The sequence below is a fragment of the Allosphingosinicella sp. genome, assembly GCF_036570505.1.
Taxonomy (GTDB): Bacteria; Pseudomonadota; Alphaproteobacteria; order Sphingomonadales; family Sphingomonadaceae; genus Allosphingosinicella.
Window position 1 is genome coordinate 24,675 of record NZ_DATCYB010000049.1, and the last position, 16,570, is coordinate 41,244.

Genomic DNA, 16,570 nt, shown 5'->3' on the forward strand with positions numbered 1-16,570 from the left:
ATGAAGATCATCGCGTGCATCGACGCTTCGCAATATGCGACCAGCGTCGTCGACCATGCCGCCTGGGTGGCCTTTCACCTCGACGCCACCGTGGAAGTTCTGCACGTCATCCAGCGCAAGGACGCGGTGGCGGCTCGTCACGACCTCAGCGGCGCCGTCGGTCTGGGGGCGAAGAGCGGATTGATGGAGGAACTGACCCGCATCGACGAGGCGGAAGGCCGGCTCGCGCGCGAGCAGGGCAATATCCTTCTTCAGGCCGCCGAAGAGCGGCTGAAGGCGGCGGGGGTGCGATCCGAGACTTGCCACCGTCACGGCGGCATCATCGAGACGGTGATCGAGCGGGAAGCGGACGCCGACCTCGTCGTCATCGGCAAGCGCGGCGCGTCGGCCGACTTCGCGAAGGGCCACCTTGGCAGCAAGGTCGAGCGGGTGGTGCGTCAGAGCGTCAAGCCGGTGCTGGTCGCCTCACGCACGTTCAGAAAGATTGCTCGAGCCCTGATCGCATTCGACGGAGGCCCCAGCTCTCGAAAGGCGGTGAGCTTCGCGGCAACATCGCCGTTGTTCGAAGACGTGGAGTTGCACTTGGTGGTCGCCGGCGCCGAAACGGATAAGAACCGCAACGCGTTGCGATGGGCGCGCGAGGTGCTCGGCGATAGGTGCAAGCGGGCGGAAATCGTTGCGGGCGATGCGGACGACGTGCTGATCGCCGATGCCGCCCAGAGCGGGGCTGACATGGTGATCATGGGCGCCTACGGACACTCGCCGCTGAGGACTCTGATCGTCGGTAGCACAACCACCGCGATCATGAGGGGTGTGACGCTCCCGGTTCTGCTCTTCCGCTGATAGGATCAGCTTTATGGACGAGGAGGACGCTCGCAAGCGCCTGCAGGCCCGGTTGGTGCAGCTTGAGGAAGAAGAGCGGATCAGCGAGGCCGATCGGGCGCCCGTGAGCCTCGATCAGGAAAGCGTGGGTCGTCTGTCGCGGATCGACGCGATGCAGGTCCAGGCGATGGCGCTCGCCGCGCAGCGGCGGCGGCGTGCGGAGAAGGACCGCATCGCGGCGGCGCTGCGTCGTCTCGACGAGGGCGAGTTCGGCGATTGCTCTACATGCGGCGAACGTATCGCCGAAGGACGCCTGCAGCACGATCCTAGCGTCGCGCTCTGCATTACCTGCGCAAGCGAGAGAGGCTGACATGTCCGCCCCTCCGTCGACCGGGCGGTCAGTGTCCGCTTTTGCTTGGCGATTCAGTCGGTCATCGCGACACATGCTTGAAGCGCTCTGCTGGTGTTTTGTAACCGAGCGTTTTTCGCGGTCGCTGATTAAGCTGTCTCGCGATCTCGTCCAACCGCTCTTGTGAGTGCACGGCGAGGTTCGTGCCCTTGGGGAAATACTGTCGCAGCAGGCGATTGGTGTTCTCGTTCGAGCCTCGCTGCCAGGGACTCTACGGATCGCGGAAGTGGACCGCAGCATCCGTCGCCAGCGTGAACCTCTTGTGCTCGGCCATCTCCTTGCCACGGTCCCAGGTCAGTGACTTGAGGAGCTCGTCGGGCAGGCGCTTCGCCTGGTCGATCAACGCTGTGATGACCGAGCGGCTGTCACGGTTCGCGACCTTCGCCAGCATCACGTAGCGCGAGTGCCGCTCGACCAAGGTGACGATATGAAAGAATAAAGGATCAGCGTGCCCTTGTCGCCGAACAGCTCGGAAAATCTAACGCGCTCGCCAACTTTCCCGTCCTTCGCCCACTGGCAGACGTAGTCTTCTTTCAGTTCGCCGCCGCGCGGGAGATTGCGGCGCATTGCCGCCACAGCCCTCGTCTTGTCGACAATGGCATATTCCTCCTCAAGCAAGAGATCGCGCGCCTCGCGATATTCCCTGCTTTCGTTGGGATATAATCGGTCCCTCATATTCCCGGGCTCCTCCCGGCGCGTGGTCAGGTCGGCCACCCGAAAACATTTGGCGGAGAGCGCGGTTCCAGTAATCCGCCGATCTCGACAGCGCCTTCCGGTACGATGCTCTTGCGATCGCTCGTGGAGCGCTGCCGTGGGGGCGCAAGCGCTTGTTCCCTATCTATTTTAGGGTCTTGCGGTGAAACCCCTTCAACTGCCGTGCGTTCGGGGTGAGGTTGAAAAAAGGGAGACAGAGGTGTCCGAACAATTGGAGACTGGGTCCGAACCGCCGACGAGCGGGCGATCGGAAGATGAGAACGACAAAGGCCTCACCGGCACCACCGACCCTGTCCCGATCCACCGGGCTTCACCGCCACGCCGCCGACCAATCATATTGTGGAAGTTGCGCGGCTAACGATTATCGCAGGGTTCCCTGAAAAGCCTTGAAGAGCGGTCGACAAGGCGGCTTCCCCAGCATTTCGCGTGCAATTCCCCTCACCGTCAGATCGAATGTCGAAGTCGAGAAACCATGTCGGAGACCGGACTATTCTTGCTCGAGCCTCGGAGAGTCAGATGTCGCACTTCCTCAAGAATAACGGACTGACCATCGTCCTGCTGCTGTTGTTCGCCGCCAGCATCATCGGCCAGTGGATTACCGGCTGGTATTTCGAAAATGAAGAATTGACCGTTCACGGCGAGCAGGCCGTATCCTTGGGCCAGTACGCCACGGATCCTCACTTCATCTCGACCGTGTTCGAAAACTGGGAGAGCGAATTCCTCCAAATGTCGGCCTACGTCGTGCTGACTGCCTTCCTGTTTCAGAAGGGATCGGCCGAATCCAGTGATCCCGACGTGCCGCCGCGAGATGCTGACCTCGCGAAACAGGCAGCGAAGCCAGGCGCCCCGAAGATCCTGAGGCAGGGCGCTTTCTTTCGCGGATTATACGCCCATTCGCTCGGCATCACGCTCCTCATGTTGTTCGCGGCCTCCTTCTTCCTCCACTGGAAGTACAGCGCGGCCGAGGCCGCCGCCGAAGCGCGGATGCACGGCGAGATCCCCCTGACCATGGCCCAATATCTCTGGGATCCGCGATTGTGGTTCGAATCCTTCCAGAACTGGCAGAGCGAATTCCTCTCAACGGCCGTCCTGGTCGTGCTGAGCATCTTCCTCAGGCAAAAGGAATCCCCGGAATCCAAGCCCGTGGCCGCCCCTCATGGCCAGACAGGAGCCTGAGACAGGCCATTCCTTCGGAAGGATAGCGCCGTGAAACGGAAGGATAGCGCCGTGAAACGGGACGTCCCGTCGGGAACCACATTCGCAGGCCCCTTGCCCAGCATCGCAAATGCCCTCCCGTGGCGGGCGAGGCACAACTTAACTTGATGGACGTTTTCCCCTTCCAAAGGAGGGTCCAGATGGACCGCATGTTTACCGCCATCGCCACGAAAATCGCATCGGCCGCCGGCCAGCCGCTGACCTTCATCGTGGCGGTGCTCCTGATTGTCGGATGGGCTCTTAGCGGCCCGGTTTTCGGCTATTCGGATACGTGGCAGCTGGTCGTCAATACGGCCACCACGGTCGTCACCTTTCTCATGGTCTTCCTGATCCAGAATTCGCAGAATCGTGACGGCGCGGCGATGCAGGCCAAGCTCGACGAACTGCTGAGGGCGATCAGGGAAGCGCGCGGTCAGTTTATCGGCATCGAGCACCTTACGGACCATCAGATCGAGCGCATCCGCGCGGCTCTTGAAAACGAGGCCAATCACGAAGCAGGCAAGGAGGCGACGGCGGACGATACGGTAGAGCGCCTACTCAGCCGGCGATAGAAACCATGGCTTGAACGCGGTCTTCCGCCGCATCGCCACCCGCTACGACAAGCTCGCTGCCAACTTCCTCTCCGGCGTCGTCCTCGCCACCGCGGTCGCGTTCTGGCTATGATTGAGACTGAAGCCTGGAGGAGACGTAGCATGGATCGATTCACCGGCGGCTGCCTGTGCGGCAACGTCCGGATTGTGGCGACGGGACTTCCATACCGGGTCGGCCTTTGTCACTGTCTCGACTGCCGCAAGCATCATGGGGCCCTTTTTCACGCTGCCGCGATATTCCCTGAGGATGCGGTGACGATCGAAGGTGAGACGTGCGAATATGCCGCGCGCCATTTCTGTCCCCGCTGCGGCTCTTCCGTTTTCGCACGCACCGGCGACGAAATCGAAGTGAACCTGGGATCCCTGGATGCCTCCGACCAACTGATGCCGACCTACGAACTCTGGACCGTCCGTCGCGAGTCCTGGTTGCCGCCGTTTCCGCTCGCGAGACGATACGACCGCGATCGTGACGCCACGGGTCGCTTTGAGGAGTAGGTCGCACGAACGGTGCGAAAGCGCCGTTACGAGGTGACGAGAGGGGTCTTAGATGTCGCAGAGCGCATCCACCATAGCGACATGGCGCCATCGCGAGCGATAACGCCATTCGCATCGAGACAACCGCCTCAGCGGGGGCAGTTCGTCTCCGGCCCGGTGAGGATGTCGAGACAGCGGCCGTCGATCCCGTCGGTGGGGACCGGGAGGCCGATGAGGCTGGCGAGCGTCGGCATGATGTCGACCGTCATCGCGTCTTCGCGCCTGTCCTCGGGCGCGATGCCTTGCCACCAGAAGAGGATCGGCACCTTGCGGTCATAGTCCCAGGGGGAACCATGGGTGCCGGTCGAATCGGGATTGGCGGAGGGGCTGATATGCGGCTTCAGCACGACCAGCAGGTCGCCCGAGCGGTCCGGACGATAGGAGGCGCGCAGGCGATCGAGGATCGACCAGTCCGACGGCGGCCCCTCCGGCATCGGATGCGCCGCGACCTCGGCGGCGGTATGGACCCCGTGGACCTGGGGATGCACCGAGAGCAGCTTCCCCGCTAGGGCCAGCACCTCCGCGTGGCGCTCCTCCGGCACCGAGGGCGTGATATACCAGTCGCCGGTGAAGACTGGCTCCGCGAGGCCCAGCCGCGAGGCGATTTCCTTTCCGACGCCGGCGGGCGTAGCGCCGGGCTCGACGCGGGCGGCGTCGGCAATACCCTTGAGGCGCAGTCGCTCGGGAACGTCGAGGCCGCCATGGTCGGCGGTGAGGACAACGGCATAATCGATGCCCGTCTCGTCGAGCACGTTGAAGAAGCTCGCGAGATCGGTGTCCAGCGTCATCAGTTGCAGGCACATCTCGGGGCCGCCGGACCCGTAGCGATGGCCGACGAAGTCCGTCGCCGACAGGCTGATGGCGAGGAGGTCGGTCGCCGGTCCGCGGCCGAGTTGAAGCTGCTCGGTCAACGCCGCCGGCCTCTTGGGATTGGCCCGATACGCTGGCCAAGGACATCTCAAGCGATCCAGGTCTTTGCCTGGGCGCGTGGGCCCACTCGTCGGGTCTTCGCCCCGAGACTCTCAGCCGAGGCTTTCGACTGGCCTATGGCTGCACGCCGGCGTCCTTTCGGTCGGCCGCGCGAGCGCGAGCGGCCTGGCGCGAAGTGCGGAATACCGACAGGCCGCTCGTCGATATCGCGGCGGACCGGGGCTTCTCGGATCAGGCGCATATGACGCGAGCCATTCGCCACCTGACCGGCCGACCGGCCGGCGCATGGCGCGAACGCCGGGGGCCAACCGCCCGAACCTCGATCCACCACTGCACGAACAGGCAGGGACGGCGAGTACAGGCGCAAGGATTCACGCTCCGGAACGCGTGGTGAAGAGGACCGCTAGCGGCCCGCTCTTGGGGACAGGGCCGCGTAACCGCGGCATGGTTGGTGCCTCGATAGCATCGCAGCCCCCCTTGACCCGGCGTGACTTTCCCGACGACAGTGGGGCGGGGAGAGGCTCTCGGGGAATGGTGCGATCACGACTGACAGCAATAATCCGAAGGCTCTATCACGCCATCACGGACCTGCATTGGAGCACGCTCGCTGGCGGGATCGTCTCGCACATGGGGCTCACCTGGATCTTCATGACGTGGGCGGGCGAGACCGGGCTCGTCTCCCCCGTCACATTCCTCTATTGGTATGCCACTACCGCTTCGACCGTCGGCTATGGCGACGTTGGGCCCGCGACGGATGCCGGTCGGCTGATAACCGCTTTCTTTGTCTATCCGGGAGCTATCGCCGCTTTCACCGCCGTCATCGCCAAGAGCCTGGCCGGCATCTCGGCGCAGTGGAGACGGAATCGCGTCGGCCTTGGAGACTATAGCTCCATGAACAACGCCATTGTTCTCGTTGGCTATGATCCGGATCGCACGCCGCGGATGATCGACGAGCTGATGGCCGACGCGGCGCCCTCGCAGGAGCTCGTCCTTCTTTCGCGGGATGAGCTCACGCATAGCGACGAGCGGATCCGTTATGTACGGGCCCGCAGCCTTACCGCCACGGCTGATCTGGAGCGCGCCGGGATTGTCGGCGCCGGCCGCATCATCATCTTCGCCTCGAACGACAATGAGACCCTGGCCGCGGCGCTGGCCATAACCGCGGTGAACCGCGGGGGACATATTGTCTGCTTCTTCGAGGAGGGCGAGAATGCCCGCTTGCTGACGGCGCATTGCCCGGAGGTCGAAGTCGTGCTGGCGCCGTCGGTGGAACTGGTCGTGAAGGCGGTGAAGGATCCCGGGTCGAGCCATTTGCTCAATCTCCTCGCGAGCCATACGGATTCGGCCGCGACCTTGTTCAGCATGGCATGGCCAGGCGGGAGCCCCACCCGGTTTCGCGACGTGGCGGCAAACCTTTTGGAAGCAGGCGCCGTGCTGCTGGCGACGCGGACACGCGATGCCGAAAGAAGCGAGTTCCGTTTCGACACGCAAGGTATGGTCCTGCCGCAGGACCAGCTCTTCTATGTCGCGGGCGAGCGTCTCGAGCCGGAGAAATTGGGCACATAGACTGGAATCGAAATTTCCCGACAACGGTTTTGCTACCGCTCATGTGTCGTTAGGCTGGGTCTGAAGGGAGGCGAAAATGGGCGTTTTCGATTTTCTATCCAAGCAATTCGTCGATGTCATCGATTGGGTGGAGGAGCCAGGCGTGCTTGCCATCCGCTATCCGATGCAGGACCGCGAGATCCAGAACGGCGCGCAACTGACGGTGCGCGAGGGGCAGATCGCCGCCTTCATCAACGAAGGCCAGGTCGCCGACGTGCTCGGCCCCGGCCTCTACACCCTCGATACGGCGAACCTCCCGGTCCTCACCTCGCTGATGAACTGGGACAAGGCCTTCAAGTCGCCGTTCAAGTCCGACGTCTATTTCTTTACCCAGAAGGAGCAGATCGGCCACAAATGGGGAACCACCCAGCCGGTCACCGTGCGCGACAAGGAATTCGGGCCGCTCCGCATCCGCGCCTTCGGCAGCTACTCCTTCCGCATCGATGATGTGAGCCCGTTCGCCGTGAAGGTGATGGGAACGCTGGAGCGCATGCGGGTCGAGGATGTCGAGCCGCAGTTTCGCGCCGCCATCGCCACCGCCATCGCGACGGGCCTCGGCGGCGGCACCACGGCCTTCATCGATCTCGCGGCGGACCAGACGGCGCTTTCGGGACGATTGAAGGAGGCGGTCGCGCCGGTCTTCGCCGAATGGGGCATCGGTCTTTGCAGCTTCTTCGTCGAGAGCCTGTCGCTTCCCGAGGAGGTGCAAAAGCATCTCGACAAGGCGAGCTCCATGCGGGTGCTCGGCGACCTCGACCGCTATGCCAAGTTCCAGAGCGCCGAGGCGATCGAGGCGGCGGCGGCCCAGCCCGGCGGCATCGCCGGCCTCGGCGCCGGCGCGGCCGCCGGCATCGCCATCGGCCAGACCATGGCGGCGGGCCTTTCCGGGGGCCAGGGCGGTGGGAGTCAAGGGAGTGGCGGTCAGGGAGACGACCCGTTCGCGCAGGTCGAAAAGCTCCACAAGCTCCTCACCATCGGCGCGATAAGTCAGGAAGAGTTCGACACCAAGAAAGCGGAATTGCTGAGCCGCATCAGGTGATCGGCCGGTGCTGAAGGTCAACTGCCCCCATTGCGGCGCCGAGGTCGTGTTCCGATCAGCCGCCCTTCCCGTTCGCGTCTGCGATTACTGCCAGACAACACTGATCCGATCCGACGAGGGCGTGCGCCAGGTGGGAAAGGCCGCCACCCTGCCCTTCGACGTGAGCCCCATCCAGATCGGCACGCGCGGCCGGTTCGAGGACCAGGCGTTCGAGGTGATCGGCCGCGTCCGATGGGGCTGGACCGACGGGTCGTGGAACGAATGGCTGCTGCTGTTCGCCGATGACCGCCATGCCTGGCTGGGCGAAGCGATGGGGCAGTTCATGCTGCTCGCCGAACGTCCCATCGAGGATCTGCGGGACGAGAAGTTCCAGTCCCTGCTGCAAGGAAAGCCGGTCGACGTCGGCACGGAGGCGCGGCTCGACGACGAGACTCTGATCGCCGCCGACATGCGCGGAGCGAGCTGCATCGCCGCCGAGGGCGAGCTGCCCTTCACCGCGGTCACCGGCTGGTCGATCACGAGCGTCGACTTCCGATCGGCGAGCGGTCGCTGCGCCAGCCTGCAACGCGATCAGGAGGGCGCCCATTTCTATGACGGCCGGTATGTGACGCTCGCCGAGCTCTCGCCTACCAACCTGAGGCCGATCGAAGGCTGGAGGATGCCGGCCCATGGATGATCCGGCGGCCGGAGCCCCCGCGGCGGCGGTCAAGGCGCTGAGCTGCCCGAGCTGCGGCGGCGCGATCGAGATCAAGGCCGCCGGCTACACCGTCACCATCGTCTGCCAATATTGCAGCAGCGTCCTCGACGTCGCCAATCCCGACGTCAGGGTCATCACCGAATATCATGAGGCCGCGGCGGCGCTTGAAATCCCGCCCGGCACGCGCGGCACGCTGGACGGGATCGAATGGGAAGCGATCGGCTACATGCGCCGGTCGGAGGGTGGCAGCTATCCCTGGGACGAATATCTGCTGTTCAACCCTTATCGAGGCTACCGCTGGCTCGTGACCGACGGCCGCGGCTGGAGCCTGGGGGAGATGCTGACGCGCACACCCGAATGGTCTTCGCCCTCCGGACTGTTCGTGGGCGGCGAGCGCTACGAGGCCTTCTTCCGCGACACGCCCGCACAGGTCGATTATGTGCTCGGCGAGTTCTACTGGCGCGTGGCGGTGGGCGAGGAGGTCGTGGCGTCGACCTATGTCCGGCCGGGCTGGATGCTGTCGCGTGAAGCCAACGGCAGCGAGATCAACTGGACCCTGCTGCGCCTGCTGAAGCCGAAGGAAATGAGCGAAGCCTTCGGGGTCGACGTTCCTCCGCGATCCCGGCCCCCCCTGCCGCACCAGCCCTCGCCCTATCATGGAACGATCGGGAAGGTCGCCACGATCGGTTTCGCGACCCTCGGCCTCCTCATCCTGCTGCTGATCCTCTTTTCGGGCCGGGGACCGCTGCTCACAGAGCGCATGACGCTGCCGCAAACAGGCCAGGTGCAGTCGGCCACCTTTGGCCCGATCACGCTGGACGGCGCCTATCAGGCGGTTTCGATCAAGGCGCGCGCGCCCGCGCTCGACAATGCCTGGGTGGATCTCGATTATGCGCTGGTCGACCGCCGGACCCAGGTCTCCTATCAGGCCTTTGGCGTCGCGGAGCGCTATTCGGGCCGGGACTCCGAAGGGAGCTGGACCGAGGGCGACCGGAGCTCGGCCATCAAGATGGCGACCGTGCCGGCGGGCATCTACGATCTCGTCGTCGACGCGTCGGCCACGCGATGGAAGACCAATCCGTCGGCGATGATCTGGGGGAGCGCGCCGCGAACGGGACCGGAGCCGATCGAGGTGGAGATCGTTGCCAGCACCGGAATGACTTTCCTCTCCAACGTCATATTCGCGGGGTTCCTCATCCTCATACCACTGGGCTTCATGTTCTTCCGCCATGCGGCCTTCGAAACCTCCCGCAAGGGGGAAAGCGACTTCTCCGGCACCGCCGCGCAAGACGATGAGGAAGACGAATGAACGGGCGCCTTTTCCTCTATTCGCTATGGTGCCTCGGCATCACCGGCGCCTTCCTGGCCGCGACGATGTATGGATATTCTCCCTTCGCCGATGGCGGGCGTGTCGCCCCGCGCGCCGGCATTTACGGCCCCACCCACAAATAGGAGACGAACACCATGGCCACATCCCTGCCCGTGCTGCTGAACAGCCTTCTTTATGCCGGCATCGGCATCCTCGTCTTCGTCGTCGGCTTCATCATTCTCGACATGCTGACGCCGGGCAAGCTGTGGCAGGAGATCAACGAGAAGCAGAACCGCGCCGTCGCCACTTTCGCCGGAGCGGTCGCCCTCGGTCTGTCGATCATCATCGCCGCGGCCATTCATGGCTGAAGTCGCCGCCGCGAACCCATCGCGGCGGATGTCCGCTCCGGCCGCGGCACTGATCGCCTCGGCCTTCGTCGTCGCGACCTGCGGCCTCGTCTACGAACTGCTGGCGAGCACGATCGCGAGCTACATGCTCGGCGACAGCGTCACCCAGTTTTCCACCGTCATCGGCAGCTATCTCTTCGCCATGGGCATCGGCAGCTGGTGCTCGCGCTATGTGCGGCGCGACGCCCTGCGGCTGTTCGTCCGGGTCGAGCTGCTCATCGCGCTGATCGGCGGATGCTCGGCGGCCGCGCTCTTCCTGCTGTTCCCGATGGTCGACCATTTCCGGGTAGCGCTTTACTCGATCGTCCTCGCCATCGGCTTCCTCGTCGGGCTCGAGATCCCGCTGCTGATGCGGATTCTGCGCGAAGGGTTCGATTTCCGGGAGGTGGTATCGACCGTCCTCACCTTCGACTATGTAGGCGCGCTGGCGGCCTCGCTCCTTTTCCCGCTCCTGCTGGTCCCATATCTCGGGATGATCCGCACCGGCTTCCTGTTCGGGATCGCCAATGCCGGCGTCGCGCTGGCATTGCTCATGATATTGCCGAGACGAGCCGAGCTGCGCCTGGAAAAGGTGACGGCGATGCTGATCCTCGCGGTCCTGATCGCGGGGTTCGCGGTGTCGGACCGAATGCAGCGCTGGGCGGAAACGGCGGGTTACGAGGAGCCGGTCGTCTACGCCGAATCGACGCCGTTCCAGCGGATCGTCCTCACCCGCAGCGGCAACGATCTCAGGCTCTTCCTCAACGGCAATCTTCAATTCTCCTCCCGCGACGAATATCGTTACCACGAGGCGCTGGTTCATCCGGCGCTCGGCCGGGTCGCGGAGCCGCGCGACGTCCTGATCCTGGGCGGCGGGGACGGGCTCGCCGCCCGTGAGGTCCTGAAGCATCCGGGCGTCGAAAGCATCACGCTGGTCGATCTCGATCCGGCGATGACGAAGCTGTTTTCAAGGAGCGCGATCCTCACCAGCCTCAACGCCGGCGCGCTCACCGACCCCAGGATGACGGTGATCAACGCCGACGGATTCCGCTGGGCGCGAGAGGCGAGGGGCGAGTATGACGCGATCGTCATCGACTTTCCCGATCCGGTCGATTTCTCGCTGGGCAAGCTCTACACCGAAACCTTCTATCGCGAGGTGAAGCGCCTGCTCGCACCCGGCGGCGTCGCCGTCGTCCAGAGCACGTCGCCGCTGGTGGCGCCAACGGCCTATTGGACCATCGCCGAGACGCTGGAGGCGGCGGGCCTCACCATCCGCCCCTATCATGCCTATGTGCCGAGCTTCGGCGAATGGGGGTACATCCTCGCCGCCAACGGTCCGATGCCCGATAAAGCGCGCATTCCGGATGACGACCGTTTCCTGACCGCCGAGATCGCCCCCCGCCTGTTCGATTTTCCGCCGGACATGGCGCGCCGGCCTGCGCCGGTGAATCGGCTCGACAACCAAGCGCTGGTCCGCATCTTCGCGGACGAATGGGGCCGCTATGAAGGCTAGGGCTGATCCCGTCCGGCGCGCGCTCATCGGGGGAATCGGCGCGACCGGGATCGCGGCGGTCGGTGGCATCGGCTGGACCCTTTCGAGTCCCATGGTCCCGTCGGGCTCCATGGATGGCGCCGACGTCGCGCGCGGACACCGCCTTCGCAGCGGCGATTTTCCCGCGCCGGCCGCAATCGAGGAAGCGGAAATCGTCATCGCGGGCGGAGGCATCGCGGGCCTGGCGGCCGGCTGGACGCTCGCGGAGGCGGGCTTTCGCGATTTCAGGCTGCTCGAGCTCGAGGACGGGACAGGCGGCAACGCGCGGAGCGGCCGCAACGATGTGTCGGCCTTCCCGCTCGGCGCGCATTATCTGCCAGTCCCCAATCGGGAAGCGCGTGCCGTCCGGCACTTGCTGCGGCGGCTCGATATCATCACCGGCGAGCGCGACGGAGCGCCGCTCTACGATCCCTATCAGCTCTGCGCCGATCTCCAGGAAAGGCTTTTGTGGCGGGGGCGATGGCAGGAGGGGCTGGTTCCCCGGAGCGGCCTTAGCGCCCGGGACAGCGCCGACCTCGCGTCCTTCGACCGGGCGATGGCCGAATTCACCGCCCGCGTGGGTTCGGACGGACGCCCCGCCTTCGCGATCCCCATCGCCTACAGCTCGCACGATCCGGAATTGCTGGCGCTCGATGGAATCGGCTTCACGGCCTGGCTGGACCAAAGAGGCTGGACCTCCCCCGTGCTGCGCTCGCACCTGCGCTACTGCATGCGGGACGATTATGGCTGCGAGCCCCAGCATGTCTCGGCCTGGGCCGGCATTCACTATTTCGCCGGACGACGCGGGTGGGCGGCAGAGGGTGCCGGCGAGAATGTGCTGACCTGGCCCGAAGGCAATGACCGGCTCGCGCGCGGCATGGCCGCCGCCTTCCCCGACGCGATCTCGACGGACCGCATCGTCCATCGCGTGGCGCGGGACGGGGACGGAATCGTCGTCGACAGCTTCGATACCGCGGCGGGCCGGACGGTCCGCACCATCGCCCGCGCGGCGATCCTCGCCATGCCGCATTTCATCGCGCGCCGTATCGCGCCGGAGGATGTGCGACGCTGGGACGGGCTCGAATATGCGCCCTGGCTGGTGGCTAATGTGACGGTCGATCGCCTGCCCACCGGGCGCGGCGCGCCGCTCGCCTGGGACAATGTCTCCTCGACCAGTGAATCGCTCGGCTATGTCGTCGCGACCCACCAGGGACCGGCGGCGCGCACGGCGGGGACCGTGCTCACCTGGTATATGCCCCTGTCGCGCCAGGCGCCGGCCGAGGCGCGGCGCCTGCTGCTGGAGCGGCCGGAGGAGGAATGGCGTCGCATCGTCCTCGACGACCTCCTCGCCATGAACCCCGACCTCGAAGGCGCCGTCCGCGGCATCGATCTCTGGCGCTGGGGCCATGCGATGGCGCGTCCGACGACCGGGATGGTCTGGGGCGAGGCCCGCCGCGCCGCCGAGACCGAGCCGCCCCTGTTCCTCGCCCATTCTGACCTCAGCGGCCTCTCCCTGTTCGAAGAGGCCCATTATCACGGCACCCGCGCCGCCGAGGCCGCGATGCGGCACCTCGGCCATGCCCACGAGACATTGTTGTGAGGGCGCGCGCGGCACCGCCTTACGAAGGGCGCCACCTGATCGCCGACCTGCACGGCTGCTCCGGCCTGGCGGATGTTGCCCTCGTCGAGCGCGCGCTTGCCGAAGCGGCGGAGGCGGCCGGTGCGACGCTGCTCGATATTCGGCTCCATGGCTTCGGACCCGGCCAGGGCGTGACGGGCGTCGCCCTGCTCGGCGAATCCCACATCTCGATCCACAGTTGGCCGGAGCACGGCTATGCCGCGATCGACATATTCCTGTGCGGCGCCCGGCATGACCTGGAGGCGTCGCTCGCCGTTATCGCCCGACAGCTTCGCGCCACGTCTGTGGTCAAACAAGTCGTGGAACGAGGATATCGCGGAGTCTCCTCTGAGGGTTCATAGGCTTCAGGCAAAGCCGCGAGCCCAACTAACCCTCAACTGCGGTCGCCAACTCACCGGTGGTCGCCACTCATCCATCATTTCGACGATTGCAGAAATGACTTGACTCTGGGGATGTCACGAGTCATTTCGAGATAAATCGAAGTGAGGACACGAATGGACTCCATCTCCGCAGTTTCGGCCCTGGGTGCGCTGGCGCAGGAGCACCGCCTGGCGCTCTTCCGGCTGCTGGTTCAAGCAGGGGAGGATGGGATGCCGGCCGGCGCGATTGCGGAAGCGTTGGGCGTTCCGAACTCATCCCTCTCCTTCCACCTCGCCCAGCTCCACAAAGCCGGCCTGGTGCAACAGGAGCGCCGACACCGGTCCATCATTTACCGCGCCGACTATGCCGCGATGAACGACCTCGTCGGCTACCTCATGGAAAATTGCTGCGCCGGCGCCGACTGCGGCACCGCTTCCGGCTGCGACGACGAGATCAATCCAGCCCAAGCAGAAAGGAAATCCGCATGAAGCGTCTGCACGTGCACGTTGGCGTCGAAGACATCGACCGCTCCGTCACCTTCTATTCCACCCTGTTCGATGTCGAGCCCACCGTACGAAAGGACGACTATGCCAAGTGGATGCTCGACGATCCGCGCGTGAATTTCGCCATTTCGGCGGGCAACCACGCCGCAAAGGGCATTGAGCATCTCGGCATCCAGGCCGAAAACGATGAGGAACTCGCGGAAGTTTATGGCCGCCTCAAGGCCGCCGACCGCCCTGTGCTCGAAGAAGGCGCGACCACCTGCTGCTACGCGAAGTCCGAGAAGAGCTGGATCGCCGATCCCGACGGTGTCGTGTGGGAAGCCTTCTTCACCAACGGCGAAGCGACCGTTTATGGAGACAGCCCTGCGCTGACCGCGCTTTCCGACAATGCGGCCGAGAACGTTTGCTGCGCTCCGGCGATGCCGGCCGCGAAGGTGGCCTGCCGCGGATGAGCGTCACCATCTATCACAATCCTGCCTGCGGGACGTCGCGCAATACGCTGGCGCTGATCCGCGCCACCGGCACCGAGCCGGAGGTGGTCTATTATCTGGAGACACCGCCCAGCCGGCCGGAACTGGTCTCGCTCATCCAGCGCATGGGCATCGCGCCGCGCGATCTCCTGCGGCAGAAGGGCACGCCCTACGCCGAGCTCGGGCTGGATGACCCGGCGTTCACCGATGACGAGCTTGTCGACGCGATGATGGCGCACCCGATCCTCATAAACCGTCCGATCGTGGTAGGACCAAAGGGCGTGAAACTCTGCCGCCCGTCCGAAGAGGTGCTGTCGATCCTCGATCGGCCGCTCGAAGCGGATTTCGTCAAAGAAGACGGCGAGCTGGTGCCCGCCAATGGCTGACGATGCAGTGGCGGCGGAGCCTGCCATGACGACCTTCGAGCGCTATCTGTCGCTGTGGGTGGCCCTTTGTATCGTCGTTGGCATTGCACTCGGCGCGGCGGTGCCCGGCGTCTTCGCCGCCATTGCGGAGGCCGAGGTCGCCCGGGTGAACCTGCCCGTGGCACTTCTGGTCTGGCTGATGATCATCCCCATGCTGCTGAAGATCGACTTCGGCGCCTTGGGGCAGGTCCGCCAGCACATGCGCGGCGTGGGCGTCACGCTGTTCATCAATTGGGCGGTGAAGCCCTTCTCGATGGCACTGCTTGGCACGGTGTTCATCGGCTGGCTGTTCCGGCCTCTGCTCCCGCCCGACCAGATCGAGAGCTATATCGCCGGGCTCATCCTCCTAGCGGCGGCGCCCTGCACAGCCATGGTGTTCGTCTGGTCGAACCTCTGTGAGGGCGAACCGCACTACACGCTGAGCCAGGTCGCGTTGAACGACATCATCATGGTCTTTGCCTTCGCGCCGCTGGTCGGCCTCCTTCTCGGCGTCGCCTCGATCACCGTGCCTTGGGACACGCTCCTGCTGTCGGTTCTGCTCTACATCGTGGTGCCGGTGATCGTTGCTCAGCTCATCCGGCGACAGCGCCTCGCCAGCGGTGGTCAGGCGGCGCTCGACGCATTGCTGCGCCGCCTCGGGCCGGCGTCGCTAGTCGCACTCCTCACGACGCTCGTGCTGCTCTTCGGCTTTCAGGGCGAAGCCATCCTCGCCCAGCCGCTCGTCATCGCACTGCTGGCCGCGCCGATTCTTATCCAGGTCTATTTCAACGCGGGTCTTGCCTATTGGCTGAGCCGCCGCTTCGGCGTCGCATGGTGCGTCGCGGCGCCCGCTGCGCTGATTGGCGCCAGCAACTTCTTCGAGCTGGCCGTCGCAGCCGCGATCAGCCTGTTTGGCCTACAGTCCGGCGCGGCCCTGGCGACGGTCGTTGGCGTGCTGGTGGAGGTGCCGGTGATGTTGTCGGTCGTTGCAATCGTGAAGCGATCACGGGGCTGGTACGAAAGTCCGGATTCCGTGGTCTCGACCTGACAGCAGACGGTCAGATATCGGCTACGCGAAGGCGCCCTGACCCTCACTCGATCGCCGTGGACTTCGTGACGGAGGCCGCACCGTTCATCGTGAAAATCGAACGGTGTTGTTCCAGGTCGGGACGGCGTCGTTTTTCCAGCGTGCGCGGGGCTTGAATGCAAGGTTAAGAAACTCTTAACTAGGCGGGAATGAACCGCCTCGCGCCCCTTATCGCCCGTCGCACAGGACCCTTCGCTCCCGCTCCGGGATGGGCGGCGCTTGCCGGGCCGAAAGAGACGGCGACCGACCCTCTGGCCGATCTGAAGCTCTTCGCCACCGGCTGGGTCGGCGGGCTCGTCTTCTTCGGGACTTTGCTCGCCTGATCT

Annotated in this window: 22 protein-coding genes and 2 pseudogenes; 21 read left to right on the forward strand and 3 right to left on the reverse strand. The window is 64.8% G+C overall.

Annotated elements, in window-relative coordinates; all coding sequences use genetic code 11:
- Together VIR62_RS04645 and VIR62_RS04650 are read left to right on the forward strand one after the other, a co-directional pair.
- Positions 1-843: a universal stress protein gene (locus tag VIR62_RS04645; RefSeq protein WP_431869099.1), complete on the forward strand. Its 843-nt coding sequence runs from the start codon at positions 1-3 to the stop codon at positions 841-843.
- Between the two features lie 13 nt (positions 844-856).
- The gene (locus VIR62_RS04650) at positions 857-1,192 is read left to right on the forward strand and encodes a TraR/DksA family transcriptional regulator (protein ID WP_431869100.1); all 336 of its coding nucleotides are present in this window, start codon (positions 857-859) and stop codon (positions 1,190-1,192) included.
- A 53-nt stretch (positions 1,193-1,245) separates the two neighbouring features.
- On the opposite strand, the pseudogene VIR62_RS04655 reads toward VIR62_RS04650, so the two are convergent.
- Positions 1,246-1,661: pseudogene (locus VIR62_RS04655) on the reverse strand (IS30 family transposase); the annotation flags it as partial.
- Positions 1,622-1,906, reverse strand: a complete 285-nt coding sequence (locus VIR62_RS04660) for a DUF899 family protein (protein WP_431869194.1) — start codon at positions 1,904-1,906, stop codon at positions 1,622-1,624. The gene VIR62_RS04660 and the pseudogene VIR62_RS04655, both read right to left, overlap by 40 nt.
- 555 nt (positions 1,907-2,461) lie before the next feature.
- Between VIR62_RS04660 and VIR62_RS04665 the strand changes: the two genes are divergently transcribed.
- The 4 genes and pseudogenes from VIR62_RS04665 (at position 2,462) to VIR62_RS04680 (ending at position 4,245) form a co-directional block, all read left to right on the forward strand.
- Positions 2,462-3,121, forward strand: coding sequence for a DUF6766 family protein (locus tag VIR62_RS04665; protein WP_431869102.1), 660 nt, complete (start codon positions 2,462-2,464; stop codon positions 3,119-3,121).
- A 179-nt stretch (positions 3,122-3,300) separates the two neighbouring features.
- Positions 3,301-3,711: a low affinity iron permease family protein gene (locus tag VIR62_RS04670; protein ID WP_431869103.1), complete on the forward strand. Its 411-nt coding sequence runs from the start codon at positions 3,301-3,303 to the stop codon at positions 3,709-3,711.
- 22 nt (positions 3,712-3,733) lie between these two features.
- Positions 3,734-3,823, forward strand: a pseudogene (locus VIR62_RS04675) (IS5/IS1182 family transposase); the annotation flags it as partial.
- A 29-nt stretch (positions 3,824-3,852) separates the two neighbouring features.
- Entirely contained in the window at positions 3,853-4,245 is a 393-nt protein-coding gene (locus VIR62_RS04680) for a GFA family protein (RefSeq protein WP_431869105.1), read from the forward strand.
- Between the two features lie 128 nt (positions 4,246-4,373).
- Here the strand turns inward: VIR62_RS04680 and VIR62_RS04685 are convergent, their stop codons facing one another.
- The gene (locus VIR62_RS04685; RefSeq protein WP_431869106.1) at positions 4,374-5,195 is read right to left on the reverse strand and encodes an alkaline phosphatase family protein; all 822 of its coding nucleotides are present in this window, start codon (positions 5,193-5,195) and stop codon (positions 4,374-4,376) included.
- A gap of 68 nt (positions 5,196-5,263) precedes the next feature.
- Here VIR62_RS04685 and VIR62_RS04690 point away from each other — a divergent pair, with 68 nt between their 5' ends.
- The 15 genes from VIR62_RS04690 (at position 5,264) to VIR62_RS04760 (ending at position 16,567) form a co-directional block, all read left to right on the forward strand.
- Entirely contained in the window at positions 5,264-5,608 is a 345-nt protein-coding gene (locus tag VIR62_RS04690) for a helix-turn-helix domain-containing protein (protein WP_431869196.1), read from the forward strand.
- A gap of 137 nt (positions 5,609-5,745) precedes the next feature.
- Complete coding sequence (locus tag VIR62_RS04695) at positions 5,746-6,780, forward strand: potassium channel family protein (RefSeq protein WP_431869108.1); 1,035 nt, start codon at positions 5,746-5,748, stop codon at positions 6,778-6,780.
- A 76-nt stretch (positions 6,781-6,856) separates the two neighbouring features.
- On the forward strand, positions 6,857-7,858 hold the full coding sequence (locus VIR62_RS04700) for an SPFH domain-containing protein (protein ID WP_431869110.1): 1,002 nt from the start codon (positions 6,857-6,859) through the stop codon (positions 7,856-7,858).
- A gap of 7 nt (positions 7,859-7,865) precedes the next feature.
- Positions 7,866-8,534 (forward strand): DUF4178 domain-containing protein, encoded by a 669-nt coding sequence (locus tag VIR62_RS04705; RefSeq protein WP_431869111.1) that lies wholly within the window; start codon positions 7,866-7,868, stop codon positions 8,532-8,534.
- Positions 8,527-9,864, forward strand: coding sequence for a DUF4178 domain-containing protein (locus VIR62_RS04710; RefSeq protein WP_431869113.1), 1,338 nt, complete (start codon positions 8,527-8,529; stop codon positions 9,862-9,864). Before VIR62_RS04705 ends, VIR62_RS04710 begins: the two co-directional genes overlap by 8 nt.
- Complete coding sequence (locus VIR62_RS04715; protein WP_431869115.1) at positions 9,861-10,007, forward strand: hypothetical protein; 147 nt, start codon at positions 9,861-9,863, stop codon at positions 10,005-10,007. The genes VIR62_RS04710 and VIR62_RS04715 overlap by 4 nt, the downstream gene beginning before the upstream one ends.
- Before the next feature lie 12 nt (positions 10,008-10,019).
- Complete coding sequence (locus tag VIR62_RS04720) at positions 10,020-10,232, forward strand: DUF350 domain-containing protein (protein ID WP_431869117.1); 213 nt, start codon at positions 10,020-10,022, stop codon at positions 10,230-10,232.
- Positions 10,225-11,763, forward strand: a complete 1,539-nt coding sequence (locus VIR62_RS04725) for a polyamine aminopropyltransferase (RefSeq protein WP_431869118.1) — start codon at positions 10,225-10,227, stop codon at positions 11,761-11,763. Before VIR62_RS04720 ends, VIR62_RS04725 begins: the two co-directional genes overlap by 8 nt.
- Positions 11,753-13,381, forward strand: coding sequence for an FAD-dependent oxidoreductase (locus VIR62_RS04730; RefSeq protein ID WP_431869119.1), 1,629 nt, complete (start codon positions 11,753-11,755; stop codon positions 13,379-13,381). The genes VIR62_RS04725 and VIR62_RS04730 overlap by 11 nt, the downstream gene beginning before the upstream one ends.
- Positions 13,378-13,761 carry an adenosylmethionine decarboxylase gene (speD, locus tag VIR62_RS04735; protein WP_431869120.1) on the forward strand — a complete coding sequence of 128 codons (384 nt, stop codon included), beginning with the start codon at positions 13,378-13,380 and terminating at the stop codon, positions 13,759-13,761. Before VIR62_RS04730 ends, speD begins: the two co-directional genes overlap by 4 nt.
- Positions 13,762-13,914: 153 nt before the next feature.
- Complete coding sequence (locus VIR62_RS04740; protein ID WP_431869122.1) at positions 13,915-14,268, forward strand: ArsR/SmtB family transcription factor; 354 nt, start codon at positions 13,915-13,917, stop codon at positions 14,266-14,268.
- Positions 14,265-14,735 (forward strand): ArsI/CadI family heavy metal resistance metalloenzyme, encoded by a 471-nt coding sequence (locus VIR62_RS04745; RefSeq protein WP_431869123.1) that lies wholly within the window; start codon positions 14,265-14,267, stop codon positions 14,733-14,735. The genes VIR62_RS04740 and VIR62_RS04745 overlap by 4 nt, the downstream gene beginning before the upstream one ends.
- On the forward strand, positions 14,732-15,139 hold the full coding sequence (gene arsC / locus VIR62_RS04750) for an arsenate reductase (glutaredoxin) (RefSeq protein ID WP_431869125.1): 408 nt from the start codon (positions 14,732-14,734) through the stop codon (positions 15,137-15,139). The genes VIR62_RS04745 and arsC overlap by 4 nt, the downstream gene beginning before the upstream one ends.
- Complete coding sequence (gene arsB / locus VIR62_RS04755; protein WP_431869127.1) at positions 15,132-16,205, forward strand: ACR3 family arsenite efflux transporter; 1,074 nt, start codon at positions 15,132-15,134, stop codon at positions 16,203-16,205. The genes arsC and arsB overlap by 8 nt, the downstream gene beginning before the upstream one ends.
- A 188-nt stretch (positions 16,206-16,393) precedes the next feature.
- Positions 16,394-16,567 carry a hypothetical protein gene (locus tag VIR62_RS04760; RefSeq protein WP_431869129.1) on the forward strand — a complete coding sequence of 58 codons (174 nt, stop codon included), beginning with the start codon at positions 16,394-16,396 and terminating at the stop codon, positions 16,565-16,567.
- Positions 16,568-16,570 lie beyond the last annotated feature (3 nt).

Bases quoted from the DNA above. Each gene is read 5' to 3' on its own strand.
- arsB (WP_431869127.1), top strand. From the start codon at position 15,132: ATGGCTGACGATGCAGTGGCGGCGGAGCCTGCCATGACGACCTTCGAG.
- VIR62_RS04680 (WP_431869105.1), top strand. From the start codon at position 3,853: ATGGATCGATTCACCGGCGGCTGCCTGTGCGGCAACGTCCGGATTGTG.
- VIR62_RS04720 (WP_431869117.1), top strand. From the start codon at position 10,020: ATGGCCACATCCCTGCCCGTGCTGCTGAACAGCCTTCTTTATGCCGGC.
- VIR62_RS04660 (WP_431869194.1), bottom strand. From the start codon at position 1,906: ATGAGGGACCGATTATATCCCAACGAAAGCAGGGAATATCGCGAGGCG.
- VIR62_RS04745 (WP_431869123.1), top strand. From the start codon at position 14,265: ATGAAGCGTCTGCACGTGCACGTTGGCGTCGAAGACATCGACCGCTCC.
- VIR62_RS04700 (WP_431869110.1), top strand. From the start codon at position 6,857: ATGGGCGTTTTCGATTTTCTATCCAAGCAATTCGTCGATGTCATCGAT.
- VIR62_RS04725 (WP_431869118.1), top strand. From the start codon at position 10,225: ATGGCTGAAGTCGCCGCCGCGAACCCATCGCGGCGGATGTCCGCTCCG.
- VIR62_RS04760 (WP_431869129.1), top strand. From the start codon at position 16,394: ATGAACCGCCTCGCGCCCCTTATCGCCCGTCGCACAGGACCCTTCGCT.
- VIR62_RS04645 (WP_431869099.1), top strand. From the start codon at position 1: ATGAAGATCATCGCGTGCATCGACGCTTCGCAATATGCGACCAGCGTC.
- VIR62_RS04665 (WP_431869102.1), top strand. From the start codon at position 2,462: ATGTCGCACTTCCTCAAGAATAACGGACTGACCATCGTCCTGCTGCTG.
- VIR62_RS04715 (WP_431869115.1), top strand. From the start codon at position 9,861: ATGAACGGGCGCCTTTTCCTCTATTCGCTATGGTGCCTCGGCATCACC.
- VIR62_RS04730 (WP_431869119.1), top strand. From the start codon at position 11,753: ATGAAGGCTAGGGCTGATCCCGTCCGGCGCGCGCTCATCGGGGGAATC.
- VIR62_RS04650 (WP_431869100.1), top strand. From the start codon at position 857: ATGGACGAGGAGGACGCTCGCAAGCGCCTGCAGGCCCGGTTGGTGCAG.
- arsC (WP_431869125.1), top strand. From the start codon at position 14,732: ATGAGCGTCACCATCTATCACAATCCTGCCTGCGGGACGTCGCGCAAT.
- VIR62_RS04695 (WP_431869108.1), top strand. From the start codon at position 5,746: ATGGTGCGATCACGACTGACAGCAATAATCCGAAGGCTCTATCACGCC.
- VIR62_RS04670 (WP_431869103.1), top strand. From the start codon at position 3,301: ATGGACCGCATGTTTACCGCCATCGCCACGAAAATCGCATCGGCCGCC.
- VIR62_RS04740 (WP_431869122.1), top strand. From the start codon at position 13,915: ATGGACTCCATCTCCGCAGTTTCGGCCCTGGGTGCGCTGGCGCAGGAG.
- VIR62_RS04710 (WP_431869113.1), top strand. From the start codon at position 8,527: ATGGATGATCCGGCGGCCGGAGCCCCCGCGGCGGCGGTCAAGGCGCTG.